This window comes from Bordetella bronchialis, from assembly GCF_001676705.1.
GTDB lineage: Bacteria > Pseudomonadota > Gammaproteobacteria > Burkholderiales > Burkholderiaceae_B > Bordetella_C > Bordetella_C bronchialis.
Map to the genome: position 1 here is coordinate 43435 of NZ_CP016170.1, position 22010 is coordinate 65444.

19 protein-coding genes and 1 pseudogene are annotated in these 22010 nt (G+C 66.0%); 11 read left to right on the forward strand and 9 right to left on the reverse strand.

The window, feature by feature from the left end; translation table 11 throughout:
- Positions 1–188: 188 nt before the first annotated feature.
- Positions 189–1079: a polysaccharide deacetylase family protein gene (locus tag BAU06_RS00190; RefSeq protein WP_066342652.1), complete on the forward strand. Its 891-nt coding sequence runs from the start codon at positions 189–191 to the stop codon at positions 1077–1079.
- Between the two features lie 74 nt (positions 1080–1153).
- On the opposite strand, the gene BAU06_RS00195 is transcribed toward BAU06_RS00190, so the two are convergent.
- Positions 1154–2128 (reverse strand): Bug family tripartite tricarboxylate transporter substrate binding protein, encoded by a 975-nt coding sequence (locus BAU06_RS00195; RefSeq protein ID WP_197509394.1) that lies wholly within the window; start codon positions 2126–2128, stop codon positions 1154–1156.
- A gap of 1400 nt (positions 2129–3528) precedes the next feature.
- Between BAU06_RS00195 and BAU06_RS00200 the strand changes: the two are divergent.
- Positions 3529–3861 (forward strand): annotated as a pseudogene (locus BAU06_RS00200) (transposase); the annotation flags it as partial.
- Positions 3862–3933: 72 nt separating this feature from the next.
- Here the strand turns inward: BAU06_RS00200 and BAU06_RS00205 are convergent.
- The 3 genes from BAU06_RS00205 to BAU06_RS00215 form a co-directional block, all read right to left on the reverse strand.
- The gene (locus BAU06_RS00205) at positions 3934–5181 is read right to left on the reverse strand and encodes an IS256 family transposase (protein WP_066342657.1); all 1248 of its coding nucleotides are present in this window, start codon (positions 5179–5181) and stop codon (positions 3934–3936) included.
- Between the two features lie 1179 nt (positions 5182–6360).
- Positions 6361–7383 (reverse strand): asparaginase, encoded by a 1023-nt coding sequence (locus tag BAU06_RS00210; RefSeq protein ID WP_066342658.1) that lies wholly within the window; start codon positions 7381–7383, stop codon positions 6361–6363.
- Between the two features lie 123 nt (positions 7384–7506).
- A complete protein-coding gene (locus BAU06_RS00215; protein ID WP_066342659.1) occupies positions 7507–8394 on the reverse strand; it encodes a LysR substrate-binding domain-containing protein in 888 nt (295 codons plus the stop codon).
- Positions 8395–8582: 188 nt separating this feature from the next.
- On the opposite strand from BAU06_RS00215, the gene BAU06_RS00220 reads away from it, so the two are divergent.
- From BAU06_RS00220 to BAU06_RS00250, 7 genes are all read left to right on the forward strand, one after another.
- Entirely contained in the window at positions 8583–9875 is a 1293-nt protein-coding gene (locus BAU06_RS00220; RefSeq protein ID WP_066342660.1) for an amidase, read from the forward strand.
- 43 nt (positions 9876–9918) lie between these two features.
- Complete coding sequence (locus BAU06_RS00225; RefSeq protein ID WP_066342662.1) at positions 9919–11097, forward strand: ABC transporter substrate-binding protein; 1179 nt, start codon at positions 9919–9921, stop codon at positions 11095–11097.
- A gap of 70 nt (positions 11098–11167) precedes the next feature.
- Positions 11168–12037, forward strand: coding sequence for a branched-chain amino acid ABC transporter permease (locus BAU06_RS00230; RefSeq protein ID WP_066342665.1), 870 nt, complete (start codon positions 11168–11170; stop codon positions 12035–12037).
- A 7-nt stretch (positions 12038–12044) separates the two neighbouring features.
- Positions 12045–13043 carry a branched-chain amino acid ABC transporter permease gene (locus BAU06_RS00235; RefSeq protein WP_066342666.1) on the forward strand — a complete coding sequence of 333 codons (999 nt, stop codon included), beginning with the start codon at positions 12045–12047 and terminating at the stop codon, positions 13041–13043.
- The gene (locus tag BAU06_RS00240) at positions 13040–13822 is read left to right on the forward strand and encodes an ABC transporter ATP-binding protein (protein ID WP_066342669.1); all 783 of its coding nucleotides are present in this window, start codon (positions 13040–13042) and stop codon (positions 13820–13822) included. The genes BAU06_RS00235 and BAU06_RS00240 overlap by 4 nt, the downstream gene beginning before the upstream one ends.
- Positions 13800–14510, forward strand: coding sequence for an ABC transporter ATP-binding protein (locus BAU06_RS00245; protein ID WP_066342672.1), 711 nt, complete (start codon positions 13800–13802; stop codon positions 14508–14510). The genes BAU06_RS00240 and BAU06_RS00245 overlap by 23 nt, the downstream gene beginning before the upstream one ends.
- Before the next feature lie 92 nt (positions 14511–14602).
- Positions 14603–15502, forward strand: coding sequence for a polysaccharide deacetylase family protein (locus BAU06_RS00250; protein WP_066357568.1), 900 nt, complete (start codon positions 14603–14605; stop codon positions 15500–15502).
- Positions 15503–15521: 19 nt separating this feature from the next.
- On the opposite strand, the gene BAU06_RS00255 is transcribed toward BAU06_RS00250, so the two are convergent.
- The 5 genes from BAU06_RS00255 to BAU06_RS00275 all read right to left on the reverse strand — a co-directional run bounded on the left by BAU06_RS00255 (position 15522) and on the right by BAU06_RS00275 (position 19597).
- A complete protein-coding gene (locus BAU06_RS00255) occupies positions 15522–16514 on the reverse strand; it encodes an XdhC family protein (RefSeq protein ID WP_066357569.1) in 993 nt (330 codons plus the stop codon).
- Between the two features lie 303 nt (positions 16515–16817).
- Positions 16818–17123, reverse strand: coding sequence for a DUF4148 domain-containing protein (locus tag BAU06_RS00260; protein WP_066342674.1), 306 nt, complete (start codon positions 17121–17123; stop codon positions 16818–16820).
- 308 nt (positions 17124–17431) lie between these two features.
- Entirely contained in the window at positions 17432–18193 is a 762-nt protein-coding gene (locus BAU06_RS00265) for a molybdopterin-dependent oxidoreductase (RefSeq protein WP_066342676.1), read from the reverse strand.
- Complete coding sequence (locus tag BAU06_RS00270; protein WP_231934139.1) at positions 18186–18731, reverse strand: cytochrome b/b6 domain-containing protein; 546 nt, start codon at positions 18729–18731, stop codon at positions 18186–18188. The genes BAU06_RS00265 and BAU06_RS00270 overlap by 8 nt, the downstream gene beginning before the upstream one ends.
- 239 nt (positions 18732–18970) lie before the next feature.
- Positions 18971–19597, reverse strand: coding sequence for a hypothetical protein (locus BAU06_RS00275; RefSeq protein WP_066342677.1), 627 nt, complete (start codon positions 19595–19597; stop codon positions 18971–18973).
- Positions 19598–19775: 178 nt separating this feature from the next.
- Here BAU06_RS00275 and BAU06_RS00280 point away from each other — a divergent pair, with 178 nt between their 5' ends.
- Both BAU06_RS00280 and BAU06_RS00285 read left to right on the forward strand, forming a co-directional pair.
- Positions 19776–20471 carry a heavy metal response regulator transcription factor gene (locus BAU06_RS00280; protein WP_066342679.1) on the forward strand — a complete coding sequence of 232 codons (696 nt, stop codon included), beginning with the start codon at positions 19776–19778 and terminating at the stop codon, positions 20469–20471.
- Positions 20444–21913: a heavy metal sensor histidine kinase gene (locus tag BAU06_RS00285; RefSeq protein WP_066342680.1), complete on the forward strand. Its 1470-nt coding sequence runs from the start codon at positions 20444–20446 to the stop codon at positions 21911–21913. The genes BAU06_RS00280 and BAU06_RS00285 overlap by 28 nt, the downstream gene beginning before the upstream one ends.
- Positions 21914–22010: the final 97 nt, after the last annotated feature.

The following is a 22010-nucleotide window of genomic DNA, read 5'->3' on the forward strand; positions in this document are numbered from 1 at the left end:
GCCTTGCCCCTGCGCCGCACCCGTGAGCGAGTGCGCGGTGTTATATTTATGGGATTATAACTATTTTTGGTACGGTCACAACGCGGGTACCGCACCAAGCCTGGCATTGCTTTTCCTGACGGGACGCGCCGCCGCGCCCCTTTCCCAAACCGGCCCCGGCCACCCGAGCACCTCCGGAGAGAACCGCCATGCTGTTGCCCAGCCACGATCGCTATCCCTATCGCGCCATCGGCGCGCGCAAAGACTACAGCTGGCCGGAAGGCAAGCGCCTGGCGATGCACATCGGCCTGAATATCGAGATATTCGCCTTCGGTACGGGCCTGAGCCACAACCTGACCGTGCCGCTGCCCGCGCCCGACCAGCGCGCCTTCGCGTGGACGGACTACGGCAACCGGATCGGCGTGTGGCGGATCCTGGATATGCTGGACGAGCTGGGCCTGCCCGCGGCGCACCTTTGCAACACCGAGATCTTCAAGTACTGCCCGGCGCTGATCGCGCCCATCAAGGCCCGCGGCGACGAGTTCATCGGCCACGGCCGCACCAACGCCGAGCGCCACGGTTCGATGTGGGAACCGGACGAGGCACGCTTCCTGACCGAGGTGCGCGATGCGATCCGCGAACACACGGGCCAGGAGGTACGCGGCTGGATGGCGCCGTGGATGTCCCACAGCCGCCATACGCCCGACCTGCTGCAGGAGACGGGATACAAGTTCCTGATGGACTGGCCGGCGGACGACCAGCCGATCTGGATGAAGACGCGCGGCGGCCGCATCATGTCGGTGCCCTATCCGCTGGAGTTGAACGATTCCCCGCAGATGCTGGTGCGACATCACACGCCGGACCAGTTCAGCCAAATGGTGATCGATCAATTCGAAGAGATGCTGGACCAGAGCGCCAAGCAGCCGCTGGTGTTCGGGATCGCGCTGCACACGATGGTGACGGGACAGCCGTATCGCCTGCGCGCGATGCGCCGCGCGCTGAAGTACATCGCCGAGCATCCGCGTCGCAACGAGGTCTGGTTCACCCGGCCGGGCGCGATCTACGATCACTGCGTCAATCTTCCGGAAGGCACGATGTAGGCGGAATGCGCGCCGGCATTGCCGGCGGCCCTTCGCTGGAGGCATGCCGGGCATGGCCCGGCATTTTCGTTCCATCAATCCAGCGTGATGTTGGCCTTTTTGACGATGGCATCGAAGTTGGCAAAATTCTTCACGGTACGTTCGGTGAAGACGTCCGGGCTGGTGTACTGGACTTCCAGCCCCTGCGATTCGAGCAGCGACTTCAGGTCCGGCCGCTGCAGCGCGGCGTCGATGGCTTTCGATAGGGCGTCGACGATGGCGGGCGGCGTACCCTTGGGCGCATAAAAGCCGAACAGATTCTCCGCGCTGAAGTTCTTGACGCCTGCTTCGGTGATGGTGGGCACCTCGGGCAACATGGGCAACCTATGGTCGCCGGCCACGGCCAGGACGCGCACCGCGCCGCTCTTCATGTGCGGGACGGCGGCGGGCGCGCTAAGGAACATCAGGCTGGAGTTGCCGGAGATCAAATCCATCAATGCCTGCGAGCCGCCGCGGTAGGGCACATGGGTGATCTGTACGCCGGTGGTCAGCATCAGGAGTTCGCCTTCCAGGTGCGATAGCGTGCCGATGCCGATGGAGGCAAAGTTATGCTTGCCGGGCTCCCGCTTGAGAAGGTCGAGAAGCTGCTGGACATTCTGCGGCGCGGATTTGGACGGAACGACCAGAATGTGCGGCGCGAGCGCGACACCCGCAACGGCCGCGAAGTCGTCCCGCAGGTTGACCGACGGCGGTACCTTGGAAGCCGCCTTGAAGATGGCGGAGTCGGTCGTGCACCCGAACAGAATCGTGTAGCCGTCCGCCGGCGCATGCGCGACAACAGACATCCCGATCAAGCCGCTGCCGCCGGTACGGTTCTCCACAACCACGGACTGCTTCATCGCTTCGGAGATGCGCTGGCCGATGCTGCGCGCCAGCGTGTCGGTGGCGCCCCCAACCGGATACGGAACGACGATGGTGATGGGACGCTCCGGAAAAGCCGCCCGCGCCGGCCCCGCCGGCAGTATGGCCGCCGCGGCGGCCGCCAGCGCAAGCGAAGAAAGCGCGAACAATCGCCGGACACGGCAAGCGATACCGCTGTCGCTCGACAAGCCGGATCGCAAAAAGGCGGGACCGGCACTAGGGGCACGATGCGGGAATGCGGACATGGGCGTTCCTGAAGATGGCGTGGGTGGGTATGCGGCGGGAGCCGGGTGTAGTTCTACTGTTGGGATTTTTCCCGTTTTTGGTACGGTTCGCTACGTGGGTATTCCCTAGCGTCAGGTTGTGCGCTGCGGGGCGTTTTGTTGGGCGTGACGGTTGTGGAGGGGGCAGGCGTTGTTGGCTTGCTGATGTGGGTCGTCTGTCTTGCTCATGCCGTCCGTTCGGTTTGCTTATGCCGTTCGTCGGCTTGTTTATGCCGTCGTGGCTTGCTTATGCCGTCGTGGCTTGCTTATGCCGTCGTAGCTTGCTTATGCCGTCCGGCGGGGGAGATGCCTGGCGTGTCCGGCCCGGTCGGCCGGTCCAGCGCTTTCGCGCTGGACTACCGCGTCGTCTTCCTCGTCCGGCGGCCGAAGTGGCGGTGGTGTTCTAGCGGCTTTTTTGCCCGGCCGACCTCCCTACGGAAGCCCTCGCGCGGCCTCCGACGGGCCGGCCCCGCCAGGCATCTCCCCCGCCGGACTCACGGCTTGCCTTAGTCGCGGTTGCTGCGGCGGTCTTTGTGCTTGGCCCTTCGTGGGCGGCGTTTCGGGTTGAGAAGGATCTGCCGTTGCCCGTCGTTTTCGGGCCGCCCTGCGCGGCCCGAAAACGCCTACGCGGTGGGGGCATGCGGTGTTGCTGGTAATGCGACCGTTGCTGATGCGACGGTGGCCGGTGATGCGACGGTTGCGGGTGATGCGACGGGCGTTGGTAATGCGACGGGTGCTGGCAATGCAACGGCTGCTGGTGATGCGAAGCCTGCTGGTAATGCGACGATTACTAGTAATGCGGAGGTCGAGGAATCGAAGTGAAATCTTCGCCCGCGCAGGGTTGGGGGAGACAAGGCGGTGTGGCGGGCCGCCCCTCGGCCCGCCACACCGTGGCACCGAGGCTTGCAACGGATGCTCGCGATAGGTGAGACGGTAAACCGATAAGGGATGGCGTCGGTATGTGAGGAGAGACGTTTAAAGGAGAGACGTTGAGAGGAGAGACGGTGCCGACATATCAGGCCGATGGTGTTGGCGTAGCGGACGTCCAACACTGGCGTCGTCAGGATCGGCCATCGAATCGCGCCCCTTGAATAATCTGGCGCGCAACCGGGCAGACCAATGGGCCAACATGGGGACGCGCCGGTCGATGTCGGTGGCCCGCGTCGCCGAAGCGGTGCTGTGCCACATGACAGTATCAAGCCACCGTTACTGGAGTGGACGAAGGTGACCGTTGGACTGACGTGTATCCCCTTCTGGAACGGCCCCAATTCGCTGACCCCCGCAATGATGACCGGATCATCGCCATGTACGCACGGGGCATGAGCGTGCGCGAGATCCAGGCGTTCCTGGCCGAGAGCCACGGCACCGAGGTCTCGCCGGACTTCATCAGCTCGGTCACCGACGAGGTCATGGCCGAGACGATTGCCTGGCAGAACCGGCCGCTGGAGGCGATGTACCCGGTGGTGTTCTTCGACGCGCTGCGGGTTAAGATCCGCGACGACGGCGGGGTCACCAACAAGGCCGTGTACCTGGCTCTGGGCGTGCAGGCTGACGGCCAGCGCGACGTGCTGGGCCTGTGGGTCGAGCAGACCGAGGGGGCCAAGTTCTGGCTCAAGGTCGGGTGTGTCAGTATTTTTGTGCTTGAGGCATTAAAGGCCGGTCTATAAGAGCCCCAGCCCAGTGATGATATTTCAGCGATATGGATTGGTGAAGCGCTCTGCGTAGATGATCGCAAACTGGTTCATGGCTGCCTTCCACTCGTGAGTGGAACTGCCCCAGGTGCCGGTGATATTACGTAGCACCAGCCACAGCAGCTTGGTGGCCGCCTCGTCGGAGGGGAAGTGCCCGCGCGTTTTGACCGCCCGGCGCAGCTGGGCGTTGATGCTCTCGATGGCGTTGGTGGTATAGATGATCTTGCGGATCGCCGGCGGGAAGGTAAAAAACGGGATCACGCGGTCCCAGGCGCTGCGCCAAGCCTGCGCGATCGGCGCGTAGCGCTGTCCCCACAGGCCCTGTTCGAAGCGTGCCAGCTCGGCTTGCGCGGCCTCCACCGTTGGCGCACTGTAGATGGGCCTGAGCGCAGCAGCCACGGCACGGCGCTCCTTCCAGCTGGCATAGTCCAGGCTTGAGCGCATCAAATGCACGATGCAGGTCTGCAACGTCGTGGCAGGGAATACGGCGTTTAAGGCCTGCTCCATGCCCTTCAGGCCGTCGGTGACTGCAATCAGGATGTCCTGCGTGCCACGAGTCTTGAGCTCGTTGAAGACCTTCATCCAGAATTTGGCGCCTTCGGTCTGCTCGATCCATAAGCCCAACACGTCGCGTGTGCCGTCGGCCAGGATGGCCAGGGCCAGATACACGGCCTTGTTTCTGACCACGCCGTCCTCGCGGATCTTCACCCGCAGCGCATCGAAGAACACCACCGGGTACATCGTCTCCAGCGGGCGGGTTTGCCAGGCTGTAACCTCCTCGACCACCGCATCGGTCACCGAGCTGATGAACTCTGGCGATACCTCAGTGCCGTACTGCTCCAGAAGAAACGCCTGTATCTCGCGCACTGTCATGCCGCGCGCGTACATCGCGATGATCTTGTCATCGAACCCCGTGAAGCGCCGCTCATGCTTGGGAATCAGGATCGGGGCGAAGCTGCCGTCGCGATCGCGCGGCACATCTACCGAGATGGCCCCGTCGTCGGTCAGCACGGTCTTCGAGCTCGTGCCATTGCGTCGGTTCGTTGCCGTTTCAGACCGTTGGCCCGGTGCGTAACCCAGGTGATGACCCAGCTCCGCGCCCAGTGCCCGCTCGATCAACGCCTTCTTGAACGCCATCGACAGGTCCTGCACCGCCTCGGCCGTCATCGGCCCTTTGACCAATTGCTCGACCAACTCGGCAGGAATCGCCGGCAGCTCTTTAGGGGGATTCTTCTTTCGGGTTGCCATACATGCTCCGTTTTCGACATGTTAGGCCTCAAGCACAAAATTCCTGACACTCCCTCAAGGTCTTCAACGAACTCAAGACCCGGGGGCGCCAGGACATCCTGATCGCCGTGGTTGACGGCCTGAACGGCCCCACTTCGCTGATCCCCGCAATCGCGCGAGCGCCGCATCGCACCTATGCCATCACCCGTGGCAAGGCACGGTGCTACGGTGTGGCGGGCCGGTTGGCGGCCCGCCACACCGCCTTGTCTCCCCCAACCCTGCGCGGGCGAAGATTTCACTTCGATTCATCGACCTCCGCATTACTAGTAATCGTCGCATTACCAGCAGCCGTCGCATTACCAACGCCCGTCGTATCACCCGCAACCGTCGCATCACCGGCCACCGTCGCATCAGCAACGCTCGCATTACCAGCAACCACCGCATGCCCCCACCGCGTAGGCGTTTTTGGGCCGCGCAGGGCGGCCCAAAAACGACGGGCAACAGCAGATCTTTCTTAACCCGAAAACCCGCCCACGAAGGGCCAAGAACAAAGACGGTCGCAGCATCCGCGACTTAGGCACTCTGTGAGTCCGGCGGGGGAGATGCCTGGCGGGGCCGGCCCGTCGGAGGCCGCGCGAGGGCTTCCGTAGGGAGGTCGGCCGGGCAAAAAAGCCGCTAGAAAACCACCGCTCCTTCGGCCGCCGGACGAGGAAGACGACGCGGTAGCCCAGCGCGAAGGCGCTGGGCCGGCCGACCGGGCCGGACACGCCAGGCATCTCCCCCGCCGGACGGCATAAGCAAGCCGACGACGGCATAAGCAAGCCGACGACGGCATAAGCAAGCCGACGACGGCATAAGCAAGCCGACGACGGCATAAGCAAGCCGACGACGGCATAAGCAAGCCGACGACGGCATAAGCAAGCCGACGACGGCATAAGCAAGCCGACGACGGCATAAGCAAGCCGACGACGGCATAAGCAAGCCGACGACGGCATAAGCAAGCCGACGACGGCATAAGCAAGCCGACGACGGCATAAGCAAGCCGACGACGGCATAAGCAAGCCGCCGGACGACATAAGCAAGCCGACGACGCCATAAACAAATCCGCATCAGACGCCATCCACGCACGGCACGCACAAGATCACCCGAACCGCACCATCCACGCACTACATCGGCAAGATCACCCAAGCCGCCACGGCCCTAATGCCCCGCAAACACTAACCGCAACGTTTCCAGCTCCTGCGTTTGCGATAGTGCCAGCGCCAACAAGATCCGCGCCTTCTGCGGACTCAGTGAGTTGCCCGCGATCCAGCCGTTCTCGCGCAATGCTCGCCGGTTTGCCACCCGGCCGCTGCCTGCCCGGGTGCATTGGACCAGGGCCACTCCCGCGCGGCGCGCGTTCTCGTAGGCCTCGCGTTCCGCCTTGGCCGGCATGCCTGGCGCCAGGCCCGCCGATACGATCCCTCGCGCGCCGGCAGCCACGCAGGCGTCCACCAGCATGCCGTCCGCGCCGACATGGGAATAGATGATGTCCACCCGCGGCAGCACCGCATCGTCCGGCAGGGTCGTGAAATCGGGAGCCGTGGCCTCCGCGGGCATGCGCGGCTCGTTGCGGCGGTAGTAGAAGACACCGTCCGGATCGACCACGCCCAGCGGACCGAAATCCGCGGAACGGAAAGTTTGCACGCGCAGCGTGTGTGTCTTCACCACATCGCGCGCCGAGGAAATCTCGTCGTTCAGCACGACCAGCACCCCGCGCCCGCGCGACTGCGGGGCTGCCGCCGTGCGCAGGGCCGCGATCACATTCATCGGGGCGTCGGAGCCCACCGCGCTCAGTGGCCGCTGCGCCCCGACCAGCACCACCGGCTGCGCCAGCGACAAGGTCAGGTCCAGGAAAAACGCCGTTTCCTCCAGCGTTGCCGTCCCGTGCAGAATCACGAAACCGGCCAGGTCGGGCTCCTCGGCCGCCATCCGCCGTATCGTGGCGCGCAGCGCGAACCAGTCCGCCATCGTGATCGCGGAACTGCTCACTTCGCGGAACGGCACCAGTACCGCGCGCGCCACGTTCGCGGCCTCGGGGATGGCTTCCAGGACCTCGGCCACGCTCAGCTTGGTGCCGAACTCGGGGTAATCCATGGTGTCCAGGGGACCCGTCCCGCGCGACGTGATCGTTCCGCCGCAGCCGATGATGGCCACGCGCGGCAGGGAAGTATTGCCAGCCATGAAAACGCTCCTGTGGTTCGCCGGACCATGATGCCAGCCTCTTGGCGGTAGCCGCCGGCCGCCGGCGCCGAGCCGGTGCGGCGGGAACGGTCTACCTTGCCGCGATCCGCGACGGGCGACACACTAGCCCTGTTGCAGGATTCGCGCAAATGCGAGCGCGGTGGGATTCAGATTGTCGGGACGGCGGGCGCAGTACAGGTCCACGTCGAAGGCGTTGGGCAGGCCGGACAGCGGGCGGTACACCACCGAGTTGCGCAGTCCCGCGGCGGATTCCGGCACCAGTGCCATGCCCATGCCGCCTTCCACCAGCGCCAGCAGCGTCGGCAGCACGCTCTCGTAGACGATGCGCGGACGCACATTGTGGTCGCGGAACAGCCGCGTCTGCACCGCATTGAAGTACGAGGATGCCCCGCGCTGGAAGCCCACCATGGCCTGGCCGTCCAGCTTGGACATCGGCACGCGTTCCAGTTCGCGGTAGGGATGGCCGGCCGGCATGGCCAGCACCATTTTCTCGCGGTGCACGCGCTCGAAAACCAGGTCGTGCTCGACGGCGCGCGGCAGTCTGCGAAAGATCGCGATGTCGATGGTGCCGGACATCAGCTTGTCGGTGATGACGCCGGTCAGCTCCTCGAACAGCACCAGCTCGACCTCGGGGTATTTGGCGCGGTAGCGCGCGATCGCGCCCGGCAGCACCCGGTAGGCGGCCGTACTGACGAAGCCCACCGCCAGGCGGCCGGCGTCGCCGCTGCCCGCGCGGCGAACCGCGCGCAGGGTGGAGTCATTGTCGTCGACCAGGCGGCGTGCGCGGTGCAGCAGCACCTCGCCCGCCTGCGTCAGCCGCACCGAGCGGGTGGAGCGCACGAACAGCTCGGTGCCGACCTCGGCCTCGAACTGCCGTATCAGCTGGCTGAGCGGGGGCTGGCTGATATTCAGGCGGGTCGCGGCGCGGCCGAAGTGCAGTTCCTCGGCGACCACCACGAAGGCCCGCAGCGCGCGCGAGATCAGGGGCATCGTTTTCCCGGATGATTAAGTTGGATTCCATCTCAATGATGGTCTTAGATTGTATTAGACATATCAATCCCCGGTCCATAAAGTAGGCAGGCTCAAGGGCCGGCCACCGGCCGGGGCCGCGATCCGGGCGCCGCGGATCGCCGGGTCCCGGCCGCGGCCCGCCATCCGAACATCCACGGAACGTAGAAGTGAAACCTCTGAACCAGCTGACCGCGTGGGAGGCGTACGCGGCCATCGAGCGCGGCGAGACCACGCCCACCGCCGTCGTCCAGGCCTGCCTGGACCGCATCGCCGAACGCAATGACGAGATCCGCGCCTTCGTTGCCTGCGATCCGGAACGCGCCCTGGCCGGCGCGCGCCAGGCCGAGGCCATGGCGGCGGGCCCCCTGCGCGGCGTGCCCTTCGCCGCCAAGGATATTTTCGATACGGCGGACTATCCGACCGAATATGGATCGCCCATCTACCGCGGCCATCGTCCCGCCACCGACGCGGCTTGCGTGGCGATGGCCAGGCACCGCGGCGCGGTGCTCATCGGCAAGGTGGCGACCGGCGAATTCGCCACGCAAACGCCCAGCAAGGCGGTCAATCCGCTGCGCGTCACGCACACCCCGGGCGGATCGTCCAGCGGATCCGGCGCGGCCGTGGGCGACTACATGGTGCCCGTGGCCTTCGGCACGCAGACCACGGGCTCGATCGTGCGCCCGGCCATCTACTGCGGCGCGGTCGGCTACAAGCCCAGCTTCGGCCTGATCGCCACCGCCGGCATGAAGGCGCTGAGTCCCTCGCAGGACACCATCGGCGTCATCACCCGCGATGTCGCCGACGCGGCCTTCTTCACGATGGGCCTGCACGGCGCGCGCGATGTGATGTCGGGCAGCGTGCTGCGCCCGCGCATCGGCCTGTGCCTGTCGCGCCAGTGGGACTACGCGCATCCCGCCACCATCGCCGCCATCGATCGCGCCGCGGCCCGCCTGGAACAGGCGGGCGCGCGTGTCGGGCGCTTCTGGCTGCCCGCCGAATTCGAGGCCCTGGAGGCCATGCAGCTGCGCCTGTTCGCCTTCGAGGCGCGCCAGACCCTGGCCCAGGAAAGGCTGCAGAACGAAGCGCTGCTCAGCCCGCGCCTGCAGGCACGGCTGCGCAGCGGCGCCGAGATCGGATTGGACGAATACACGGGAATGTTGCAGCATGTGGCCCAAATGCGCGCCCGCGCGCGTTCGCTGTTCGACGAATACGACGTCCTGCTGTATCCCGCGGCGGAAGGCGAAGCGGAAGCCGGCCACGACTACTCGGGATCGCCGCGCTATGGCGCGATCTGGACGCTGCTGCACATGCCCTGCGTGTCCTTCCCTCTCGAAACCGGACCCGGCGGCCTGCCGCTGGGCGCGCAACTGATCGGCGCCTACGGCCAGGACAACCGCCTGCTGGCCGCCGCGCGATTCGCGACCTCGGTGTTGGGCACCGTGCCCGCGCCGACAGCCTGATTCATCTTCAACCGAACCGCCTCCAGAACAAGGGGAATGCCTCATGCATGCGAAGAAACTGCTTGGAAGCCTGATACTTACCGCGCTGGGCGCGGGCGCGGCCCTGTCCGCGCATGCCCAGGAAACATTGAAGATCGGCGGCATCGGACCGCTGTCGGGCGGCGGCACCGCCTGGGGCCTGGCCGTGCAGCGCGGCGTGCAGATGGCCATCGATGAGGTCAACGCGCAGGGCGGCCTGAAGGTGGGCGACAAGACCTACAAGCCCGAACTGGTGATGTACGACGACAAGTACACCGCCACGGGCGGCCGCACCGCCGCCGAGCGCCTGGTCAACTACGACAAGGTCAAGTTCGTCATCGGCCCCATCGGTACGCCCTCGGCCATGGCCGTGGTGCCCATCACCAACCAGGGCAAGGTCATCGTCCTGTCCAACGGCTACGCGCCGGATATCCTCAAGCAGGGCGGCGCCAACGGCTACAACTTCCGCTCGATGAACAGCAACATCGAGTTCGGCCCCGCCATGGTGAAGTGGCTGAAGGAAACGCATCCGAAGGTCAAGAAGGTCGCGCTGATCGTGCCCAACGACGCCACCGGCCAGGTCGTGCTGCCCACCCTGGGCCAGACCTACAAGGACAACGGCTACACCGTGTGGTCCGAAAGCTATGAGCGCGGCTCCAAGGAATTCACGCCGCTGCTGACCCGCATGATGGCGCAGGGCGTCGACATCCTGGACCTGAACCTGAACGCGCCCGGCGAAGCCGGCCTGCTGGTCAAGCAGGCGCGGCAGATCGGCTACAAGGGCCTGATCTGGCAGGTGGGCGGCCCCGGCATCGACGAGATCAACGACATCGCCGGGCCCTACGCCGAAGGCTTCATGTCCTATGACGTGTTCGATTTCCGCGAGCCCGGCGCGCAGAAGTTCGTCGACGCCTACAAGAAGCGCTGGAGCGGTGTGATCAACGCGCAGACGCCGGGCTGGTACAACTCCGCGAAGATCCTGTTCAAGGCCCTGGAGAATGCCGGCACGGTCACCGACACGGACAAGGTCCGCACCGCGCTGGAGAACGTCAGCGGCTATGACGCCGGCATCTACGGCCCGGTGGTGTGGGGCGGCCAGAAGGCCTATGGCGTGAACCGCCAGTTGCTGAACAAGTTCTGGATCACCCAGATCAAGGACGGCAAGCCGCAGACCGTTACCTCCCTGACGCCCGTCAAGGAATAAGCCTTATCCGTCCGGCGCGGCGGCCCGTGCGCGGCCGCCGCGCCGGACGCTCCGCCTTCAAGGGGATTGCATGTTTTCCGCACCGGTCCTGACCCAGGTGCTGATCAACGGCCTGAGCCTCAGCGCGATCTACGTCCTGATCGCCCTGGGGTTCACGCTGTTGTTCGGCATCATGAAAGTGGTCAACTTCGCGCACGGCAGCCTGGCCATGCTGGGCGGCTATGCGCTGCATTATTACTTCGGCGAATTCAAGCTGCCTTATGTGGTGGCCATCCTGCTGGCCGGGCTGACCGTCGCCGCCGCCAGCATGATCCTGGAATGGCTGGTGTACCGCCGCTTCTACCAGAAGATGTTCCAGAGCATGATCGGCCTGCTCGGCCTGGACATCGCCATCGTCTACAGCTGCGTGCTGATATTCGACGTCTATGAACGGTCGATTCCCGCGGCGCTGGACACCATGGTCTCCGTGGGCCCCGTCTTCATCCCCGCCGACAAACTGATGATCATCGGTATCGCCATCGTGGTGCTGCTGGCGTTCTGGGGCTTCATGAGCCTGAGCCGCTACGGCCTGGCCGTGCGCGCCGCCGCCGAGGACATCGAAATCGCCGAGGCGCAAGGCGTCAACACGCGGCGCATCTACCAGCTGGCGTTCTTCCTGGCTGCCTTCATGACCGCCATCGCCGGCGCCATCTATGCGCAGACCTACGCCCTGTCGCCGTTCATGGGCGAACGCCCGCTGATGGTGGCCTTCATCGTGGTCATCCTGGGCGGGATGGGCAGCATCCCGGGCGCGGCGCTGGGTGGCGTGCTCTTCGGCTTCGGGGAAAGCTTCCTGTCCACCTTCTACGGCTCGGCCACGTCCACCTTCGTTTCCTTCGGCGTGGTGATCGCGCTGCTGGTGGTGCGCCCCTGGGGCCTGCTTGGAAAACCGGAACGCTGAGGCCGCCATGTCGAATACTTCCTTGAATCCTCCCATCGCGCGCCATACCGAAGGCGCGCCGCGCGGGATGAAGGTGCTTGCCATCGGCGTCCTGGCGGTCGTGGTGCTGGCCGTGCTGCCGCATGTCGCCGACAACGCCTTCATCCTGGCCATCGGCGCGCTGATCCTGCTGAACGTCATCGGCGCGCTCAGCCTGCACCTGATCATCCGCACCGGGCACATCTCGTTCTCGCATGCCGGCTTCATGGGCGTGGGCGCCTACGCCTGCGCGCTCTCCGTGCTGAAGCTGGGCGTTTCGCCCTTCGTCGGCCTGGCGATAGGCGCGGCGGCCTCGGGCCTGCTGGCCCTGCTGGTGGGCCCCATCGTGCTGCGGCTAACCGGCAAATACTTCGTGCTGGTGACTTTCCTGCTGGGCGAGATCATCCGCCTGGTGCTGGTCGAGTGGGAAAGCGTGACGGGCGGCTCCAACGGCCTGTCCAACCTGCCCGACCTGCACGCGGGCTGGAGCTCGCCGCTGGCGCAGTACTACATCGCCCTGGTCGCCGCCACGCTGGTGGCCGCCCTGTGCATCCGCCTGCTGATGTCGGAGACCGGACGCGCCATGGATGCCGTGCGCGAGGCCGAACGGGTCACCGAATGCGCCGGCGTGCCGGTCATCCGCCTGAAGGTGGGCATCTTCGTGCTGGGCTGCGCGCTGGTCGGCCTGCAAGGCGGGCTGCTGGCCTTCTTCATGCATTACATCGATCCGACCACCTTCGGCATGACGGACTCGCTGAACCTGGTCGTCATGAACGTGCTGGGCGGTATGTACAACGTGGTCGGCCCGATCGTCGGCGCGGTCTTCCTGGTGGCGCTGCCCGAACTGCTGCGCGGTTACGTGGAAATCCAGCGCATCCTGTTCGGCGTGGCGCTGATCCTGGTGATGGCCTCTTTCTCGTCCGGCCTGGTCGGCCTGGCCGGCATGCTGCGCGGTGCGCGGCGCGAACGCAAGGAGGCGCGGGCATGAAGAAACTGCTCAATGTGGATGGCATCGGCATCAGCTTCGGCGGACTGAAGGCCGTCGATGGCGTCACCTTCGAAGTGTATGAAGGCGAGATCCTGGGGGTCATCGGGCCCAACGGCGCCGGCAAGACCACGCTGGTCAACCTGATCAGCGGCGTCATCAAGCCCACGCGCGGCACGGTGGTGTTCCGCGACGAAACCGTGACCGGCATGGCGCCCTCGCGCCTGACCGAGCGGGGCCTGGTGCGCACCTTCCAATCCACGGCCGTCTATGCGCAGCGCAGCGTGCGCGAGAACATCGTGCGCGGTTCCTACCTGACGCGCTATCCGGGTTTCCTGTCCACGCTGTTCGATACGCCCCGCGCGCGCCGCCGCCGCGAAGAATCGGACGCGCAGGTCGAGGAACTGCTCCATCGCATGGGGCTGGCCGCGGTGGCCGACGACGCGGCCGGCAGCCTGCCCTACGGGATGCAGAAGATCCTGGGCATCGCCATCGCGCTGGCGGCGCGGCCGACCCTGCTGATGCTGGACGAGCCCGTGGCCGGGCTCAGCGCGGAGGAAACCGACCAGGTGCGAGACGCCATCCTGCGCGTACGCGAGTCCGGCGTCACCGTCATGGTCATCGACCACAACATGCGCTTCATCGCCGGATTGTGCGACCGCCTGCTGGTGGTCGCCGCCGGCCAGGAACTGACGCGCGGCAAGCCGGATGAGGTCCTGCGCGACCGGCGCGTCGTCGAGGCTTACTTGGGAACTAGGAATGTCACTGCTGGAATTGCGTAACCTGGACGTGCGCTACGGCCGCGTGGCCGGCACGCGCGCGTTGAACCTGAGCATCGGCGAAGCCGAAACCGTGGCCCTGATCGGCTCGAACGGCGCGGGCAAGAGCAGCACGCTGAAGGCCATCACCGGACTCGTCAACGGCTACGGCGGCGATATCCTGTGGCAAGGCAAGAGCATCAAGGGCATGGCCGCGTCGGAGGTCGTCAAGCTGGGCATCGGCTTTTCGCCCGAAGGGCGCCGCGTGTTCCCGTCGCTATCGGTGCAGGAGAACCTGAAAATGGGCGCCTTCGGCCGCGGCGGGGACCGCCAGGCCGAACGCATGGAGCAGATGTTCGGGTATTTTCCGCGGCTCAAGGAACGGGCGCGCCAGGCCGCCGGCAGCCTGTCCGGCGGCGAACAGCAGATGCTGGCCATCGGCCGCGCGCTGATGAGCGGACCCAGGCTGTTCCTGCTGGACGAGCCGTCGCTGGGCCTGGCGCCCATCATCGTCGAGCGCATCGGCGATATCCTGCTGGAGATCCAGCAGCGCGAGGGACTGGCCTTCGTGCTTGCCGAACAGAACGCCAATTGGGCGATGCGCGTGGCGCGGCGCACCGCCATCCTGCAATTGGGCGAAAAAATGTTCGACGATGAATCCGCCGCGCTGCTCGAAGACCCGAAGGTGCAGACCGCTTTCCTGGGCGTATAGGCCCATGCCGCGATTCCGCGTGGATGCCGCGCCGGGCGCTGCCTGGCCGGATCCACGCTTTTGACGTTGACTTCCCTAATCGGATGGATCCCATGCTACTTCCCTATCACGATCGGTATCCGTACAGCGCCATCACGCGCCGCCCCGACTACAGCTGGCCCGGCGGCAAGCGCCTGGCCGTCTATCTGGGCCTGAACATCGAGCACTTCGCCTTCGGCGCGGGCAAGGGCCACCACCTGGGCACCGAACTGCCGCAGCCCGATGCGCGCGGTTTCGCCTGGCGGGACTATGGCAACCGGGTGGGCGTGTGGCGCCTGCTGGAACTGTTCGACGAACTGGGCCTGCCGGCCGCGCACCTGATGAATACGGTGCTGTTCGAATACTGCCCCGAGGTCCTGGAGCCCATCCTGAAGCGCGGCGACGAGATCATCGGCCACGGCCGCACCAATGCCGAGGCGCAAGGGCATCTGTGGCCCGCCGACGAAGCACGCCTGTTGACCGAAGTGCGCGATGCGATCAAGAAGCACGCCGGCCAGGACGTGCGCGGCTGGATGGGGCCGTGGATGTCGCAAAGCGCGCAGACGCCTGAACTGCTGGTGGAGACGGGCTACAAGTTCGTGATGGACTGGCCGGCCGACGACCAGCCGGTATGGATGAAGACGCGCTCGGGTCCGCTGATGTCGGTGCCCTATCCGCTGGAGATCAACGATTCGCCGCAGATGCTGGTGCGCCGCCATACCGCCCAGGACTTCGAGCAGATGATCGTCGAGCAGTTCGAGGAGATGCTGGCGCAGTCGGAAAAACAGCCGCTGGTGTGCGGCATCGCCCTGCACACGATGATCGTCGGCCAGCCCTATCGCCTGCGGGCGCTGCGCCGGGCGCTGAAGTACATCGTCGAACACCCGCAGCGCGACAAGATCTGGTTCACGCGCCCCGGCGAAATCTACGATCACTGCGCGGGGCTGCCGGAAGGCGTCATGGTGCGCCCCTAGCGTTAACAGGCACTAGGGATCAGGAGCCCTCGCGCGACGCGGCCGACGGGTTGGGCGCGCAGGCCGCGGCGCCCCCCAGCGTGTTGCGCACCCACACCAGTTCGGCGGCGATGGCCACGGCGATCTCCGCCGGCGTGCGGCTGGCGATGCGCAGGCCCACCGGCCCGTGCAGGCGGGCGATCTCCTCGTCGGACAGGTCGAACATCCGCAGGCGTTCGCGCCGCTTGGCCTGGTTGGGCGCGGAGCCCAGCGCGCCAACATAGAAGGCTGGGGATTTCAGCGCTTCCAGCAGGGCCATGTCGTCAAGCTTGGGGTCATGGGTGACGGCGACGATGGCGGTGCGTTCGTCCGTGCCGATTTCCGTCACCGTGTCGTCGGGCATGGACGTCAGCAAGGTGACGCCGGGCATATTCCAGTCGGCGAAGAATTCCTCGCGCGGGTCGCACACCATCACGTGGAAATCCAGGGCGGTGGCGATTTCGCCGAGCACGCGCGCCGTCTGGTTGGCGCCTATGATCAACAGACGCCAGTGCGGACCGTACACCGAACGGAAGGTGCGGCCATCGAAATCCGGGCCGTCGATGGGCGTGGCGGGCGCCAATGTCCAGGTACCGGTCTGCAGATCGACGGTACGCATGATCAGGCGGTGTTCGCGTACGTCGCGCAGGACCGGATCCAGCCACGCCGTGTCGCGCAGCGGCTCGACCACCAGGCGCAGCGTGCCGCCGCAGGGCAGGCCGAAACGCGCCGCTTCTTCGCTGGTGATGCCGTAGGTGACGCGGTCGGCCGCGTCGGGCAGCGTACCCGCCACCGCGCGCGATATCAGGTCGTCTTCGACGCAGCCGCCCGATACGGAGCCGACCAGCCGGCCGTCGCCGCGCAGGGCCGCCAGCGCGCCCGCCTGGCGGGGCGCCGAGCCCCAGGTCTGCACCACGGTGACCAGGTGCACGCGATGCCCTTCGGCGACCCAGTCGCGAGCATGCTGCAGTACGTCGATATCCAGGGAATTCATGAAGCGCCCGTCCTGAAGGCCCGCCATGGGCCTGAAAACCGGCCGCATCGCGCTGGGCAAGGCGGCACACCCGAAGGCGCTGCGACATGCGCGCGCCGCGCAAGGTACTTTACCCCAGCGCGCCGGCGGCATGCCGCCGCCGGCCGACCGCGCGGGTACTGGCGGAGTGTGCAACATTTTTGGCACTTCTCCAAGTTTTGGCCAGTGGCGCGCCAAAAGAAAATCGGCCCTCGCGGGGAGGGCCGATTTATCGCTATCGGTCGTCGTGCGACCGCGTCATCCGTGGCTGGACGCCCTGGATGCTTACGCGCCCTGGAAGGGCTCGTTGTTCGAGTCGCCGAAGTCCGAGCCCAGCGCGATCTGCGCACGGCTGACGCCGCTATCGGCTTGCGCGGTGAACGGCGCATTGTTGGTGTCGGCATTGCCGGTCAGGCCGGCGGCGCGCGCTTGCTGCAGGTCGGCGACGACCTGGGCGCGGCTCACGCTGTCGGCGGTCTGGCCGTAGACACCCTGGAAGGGGACGTTATTGGGTTCGCTGTTGGCCGCCTGGGCCGCGCCGATGGCGGCAAACGACAGAATGACGGCGGAAACGATGGTCTTGGCTTTCATGGCAGTACTCCTAGTCCTGGTTAAGTGGTCCGGGCCGTGCATCGCGATCTGCTTGCTTGGGAAAGTTCGCGATGCCCGTTGCTGTTCCCGATGAAACGCATTCTGCGCCGCACAGGCCTAGGGATAAACCCTGGTTATCGAAATTCATCTTTCCAAATCCGCGAATAATTCCGGATTATTCGTCGATTTTGACTATTGAATTCATTGGCCCGCACTATTGACCGGGCGGCGCGGCGCTTCGGCGGCGTGCTCGCGCGAGGAAGCCATGGCGCGGTGGCATCCCCCAGGGCACCTTGCGCATCGCCTGCCTAGATGCCGCTGAACCAGTTGTAGCCCTGGTCCTCCCAATAGCCGCCCGGATAGGTGTTCGTGACGAACATCGCGACGATGTGCTTGGGATTCTTGAAACCGAGCTTGGTGGGCACGCGCAGGCGCAACGGTTGTCCGTAGTCCGCGGGCAAGGCCGTGCCGCCGAAGTCCAGGGCCAGGATGGTCTGCGGATGCAGCGCCGTGGGCATGTCGATGCTGCCGTAGTAGCGGTCGGCGCATTTGAAGCCCACATAGCGCGCGGTGAGGTCGGCGCCCACCCGCTGCAGGAAGGTCTTCAGCGGGATACCGCTCCATTGGCCTATCGCGCTCCAGCCCTCGATGCAGATGAGCCGGGTGATCTGGCTGGCTTGCGGCAGCCGGCGCAGTTCCTCCAGCGTCCAGGTGTGCTTGTCGGCCACCATGCCGGAAACTTCCAGCCGCCACGTGGACAGGTCGATATCCGGCACGCTGTATTCCGGATAGTAGGCATTGAAGGGAAACGGGTCGGTGACCTGGCTGGCCGCGTAGGTGGGCGCGAGCTTGTTCTGGTTGAACAGCCATGCCTGGACGCGGTCGTTCCAGCGCGACATCGCCCACAGGACCTTGTCGAAGGTATCGCCGTCCTGCATATTGCAGCCGCTCATCATGGCCAGCGCGCCCAGGGACAGGCCGCCGCGCAGCAGCAGGCGTCGCTGCGCGCGATGCAGTTCGCTGCGCTGGGCAGGCTCCAGCACCAGGCGCGCGGATTTGCGTTCAGGCATCGCGGTCTCCGTGGGCGCGGCCGGTGATCATGGGCGGCAAGGTGCGCGGCACCAGGATTACGAGCAACAGGTGCACCGCGACGAACAGGCCTATGCCCGCCATGGCGCAGAAATGCACGACCCGCGCCGCCGCGAAGCCGCCGAAGAAGTCCGTCAGCCCGCTCAGCTGCACCGGCTTCCAGATCGCCAGTCCGGACGACACGATCAGCACGCCCAACAGCAGGACGCCCAGGTAGAGCGTCTTCTGCACGGCGTTGTAGCGGCCGGCGGTGTGCGGCAGGCGCAGCCGCAGCGCGGCCGCGGCGTCGTGCGCCACCGCGCGTGGCGTCACGTCCATCAGGTCGCGCCTCAGGTGGCCGGAAAGCACGCCGCCGATCACATAGACCAGGCCATTGCCGACCAGCAGCCACATGACCGCGAAATGCCAGATGGTGGCCGCGCCCAGCCAGCCGCCCAGCGTGGCCCATTGCGGAAAACTGAAGCCGAAGATCGGCGATGCGTTATAGATGCCCCACCCGCTCATGAACATGCAGGCCATGGCGTAGACGTTGAGCCAGTGGGTGATGCGCACATACAGGGCATGGACGCGCGGTCGCCCACGGGGCCCGGGCGCGGCGCCTTCGCGCCGGACCGCGTCGGATAAGGTGCGTGCGGACAAGGTAGGACTCCCGAAGTCCGATGCGGCCGCGGGGCGGCGCATCGTGGCGGCATAACGGTGGCGTGCATGGGCCGGCGGCGCCGGCGGGCGGCGTCGGTCCCATGCGCATGCGGCTTGGCTTACATGGGCGGGATGGTGCCGTCCTTGCCGGCGATGATGGTGCTTGCCGTCAGGCTGCCGTCGGCGTTCTTGGTCGGGAACACGAGTACCGGCACACCGGCCTTGAGCATGCCGCGGTCGCCGGGCTCCATGTACACGATGGGAACGTCGGGCGGCACCACCACGGTTTTCTCGCCGTCCTTGTACTTCACCTTCATGGTCGTGCCGTTGGTGCCGACCAGGCTGCCAACGGTACCGTTGGTCATCTGGCCGGTCTTGCCGTCGGCGCCCAGCCACGGGCGATTGCCCTCGCCGGAGCCGCGCAGGGATGCGGCGAAGACGTGCACCTCGAGCGCCTTCAGGGTGCCATCGGGCTGCGGCGTGGCGGCGGTGCCGATGAAACTGTCGGGCTTGATATCGCTCAGCTTGGCGAGCGACACGGCGCGTACCGCGGCGTCGGCCGGTATCGCCAGGCTGATGTCCTTGCCGTTGCGTGCCTTGATCAGCAGGGTCGTGTCGGTGACCTGCTCGATCTTGCCGCGTACCGCCAGCCGGTTGGCCGGCGGTTGCTGCGCTTGTGCCGCCGCCATGCCGCCCGCCAGCAGCAAGCCGGCGCACCATGCTCCAATCCGATAACGCTTGTTCATCCGTTTCTCCGTCAGGCTGTGCCGGGCCGTTGATCGGACCGGCCGGAAGACCCTTGCAGGGTCGCCGGGCTATCCTGCCTTGCGCGGGGGGACGGAAACATGACGCGCGGATGACAATAATGTCATGAACCCGCGCACGCGAATGGATAGAATCGCGGAGAAGCGATAGAGGTGTCGTGTGCGCATACTGGTGGTCGAGGATGACCTCAAAACCGGCGAATACCTGAAAAAAGGGCTGGGCGAATCGGGCTACGCGGTGGATCTGGCGCGCCACGGCGTCGACGGCCTGCACCTGGCGCTGGAACAGCGCTACGACTTGATCGTGCTGGATGTCATGCTGCCCGGCATCAACGGCTGGCAGATCATGGAAACCCTGCGCAAGCGCCAGGACGTGCCGGTCCTGTTCCTGACGGCGCGCGATCACCTGCAGGACCGCATCCGCGGCCTCGAGCTCGGCGCCGACGACTACCTGGTCAAGCCTTTTTCCTTTACCGAACTGGTGCTGCGCATACGGACACTGCTGCGCCGGGGCGTGGTGCGCGAAGCCGATCATCTGCGCCTGGCGGACCTGCACATCGACGTGCTGCGACGGCGTGTCACGCGCATGAATACCGCCATCGCCCTGACCACCAAGGAATTCACGCTGCTGCACCTGCTGGCGCGGCGCGAGGGCGAGGTCCTGTCGCGCGCCATCATCGCGTCCGAGGTCTGGGATATGAATTTCGATAGCGACACCAATGTGGTGGACGTCGCCATCAAGCGCTTGCGGGCCAAGATAGACCGCCCCTTCGAGCCCAAGCTCATCCATACCGTACGCGGCATAGGCTACGTCTGCGAGGTGCGCGCATGCGCGGACAATGGCGACGCTCCCTGACGCTGCACACCGCCCTGCTCTTCGCGCTGCTGGCGGCGCTGGTCGTCAGCATGGCGGGCATGTACCTGTACAAGTCCATGGAGGCCAGCATGATCGCGCGCAGCGATGCCGGCCTGATCGGCCGCGTCGACCGTTTTCGCACCTTGTTGCGCGACACGCTGACGCTGGACGAAATCCGCGCGCGGCCCGCGCTGTTCGAGAACATGCTGGGCAACGAACGGGACGTCCTGGTCTTCCGCATGCCGGACGCGCAGGCGGTGATGGACATCAACCCCAGCCGCCAGGTATTGCCCGCCGTGACGCCCGTGGCGGGCGACCGGCCGCTGACGCCCGATGACGTGCACGTGGCCAGCACGGCGCAGGGCGGCGGCATGCGCGTCGTGGCCGCGATGACCCGGACGCTGGACGGCCAGGCCGTGGAGGTCCAGGCCGCGCATCTGCTGCTGAACGAAACGCGCATGCTGCGGGTCTACCGCAACCAGATCGCGCTGGCCGTGGCGCTTGCCTTCGTTTCCATCGCGGTGCTCGGCTACCTGGCATTGCGGCGCGGCTTGCGCCCGCTGCGCGCCATGGCGTCGCAGGCGGCGCGCATCACGCCGGCCAGCCTGGACCAGCGCCTGAATCTGTCGGATACGCCGTATGAGCTGCGCGAGCTGACCGCGTCCTTCAACGCGATGCTGGACCGGCTGGCGGACGGCTATCAACGCCTGACGCAGTTTTCCGCCGACCTGGCCCATGAAATCCGCACGCCCATCGGCGCCCTCATGGGCAATTGCCAGGTGGCCCTGTACCAGCGCCGCGCGCCGGCCGAGTATGAAAGCGTGCTCGCCTCCAGCCTGGAAGAACTGGAGCGGCTGTCGCGGCTGGTGGAGAACATCCTGTTCCTGGCCCGTGCGGACAATGCGCAGTCCGCCCTGGATTACACGCAGCTCGACCTGGATGCGGAGCTGCGCCGCGTGGCGGAATATTTCGAAGGCCTGGCGGAGGAGCGCGGCATCCGCTTGCAGTGCGTGTGCGACGCACCCGGCGGCCTGTGCGCGGACGCCATCCTGTTTCGCCGTGCCTTGGGCAACCTGGTCGCCAATGCCGTGCGCTACGCCGACGCGGACAGCGTCGTCACGCTGTCGGCCCAAGCCCTTGAGGACGAAATCCACGTGCATGTGGACAACCGCGGCGCGCCCATACCGGCCGATCGGGTGCACAAGCTATTCGATCGCTTCTATCGTGCCGATGTGTCGCGCAGCGCCGGTTCGGATGCCAGTGGCCTGGGGCTGGCGATCGTCCGCGCCATCATGGGGCTGCACGGTGGCAGTGCGGGAGCGCGGTCGACCGAAGAAGGCCATATCCGCTTCACCTTGCGCTATCCGGCTCGGGCCGAGGCGACAGCGTCACAGGCGGTGCCGCCGCAGGTGGTGGGTCCCGCCAACGCGACGCGCGTGTGAGCACGCCGCGGTAGGTACGTTCCTGTCGGCAGGGGCGAATCGCCCGTCGTTGCACGGCGATATTTTTCCATCCCTCAGTTTCGTCCGATAAATAGAA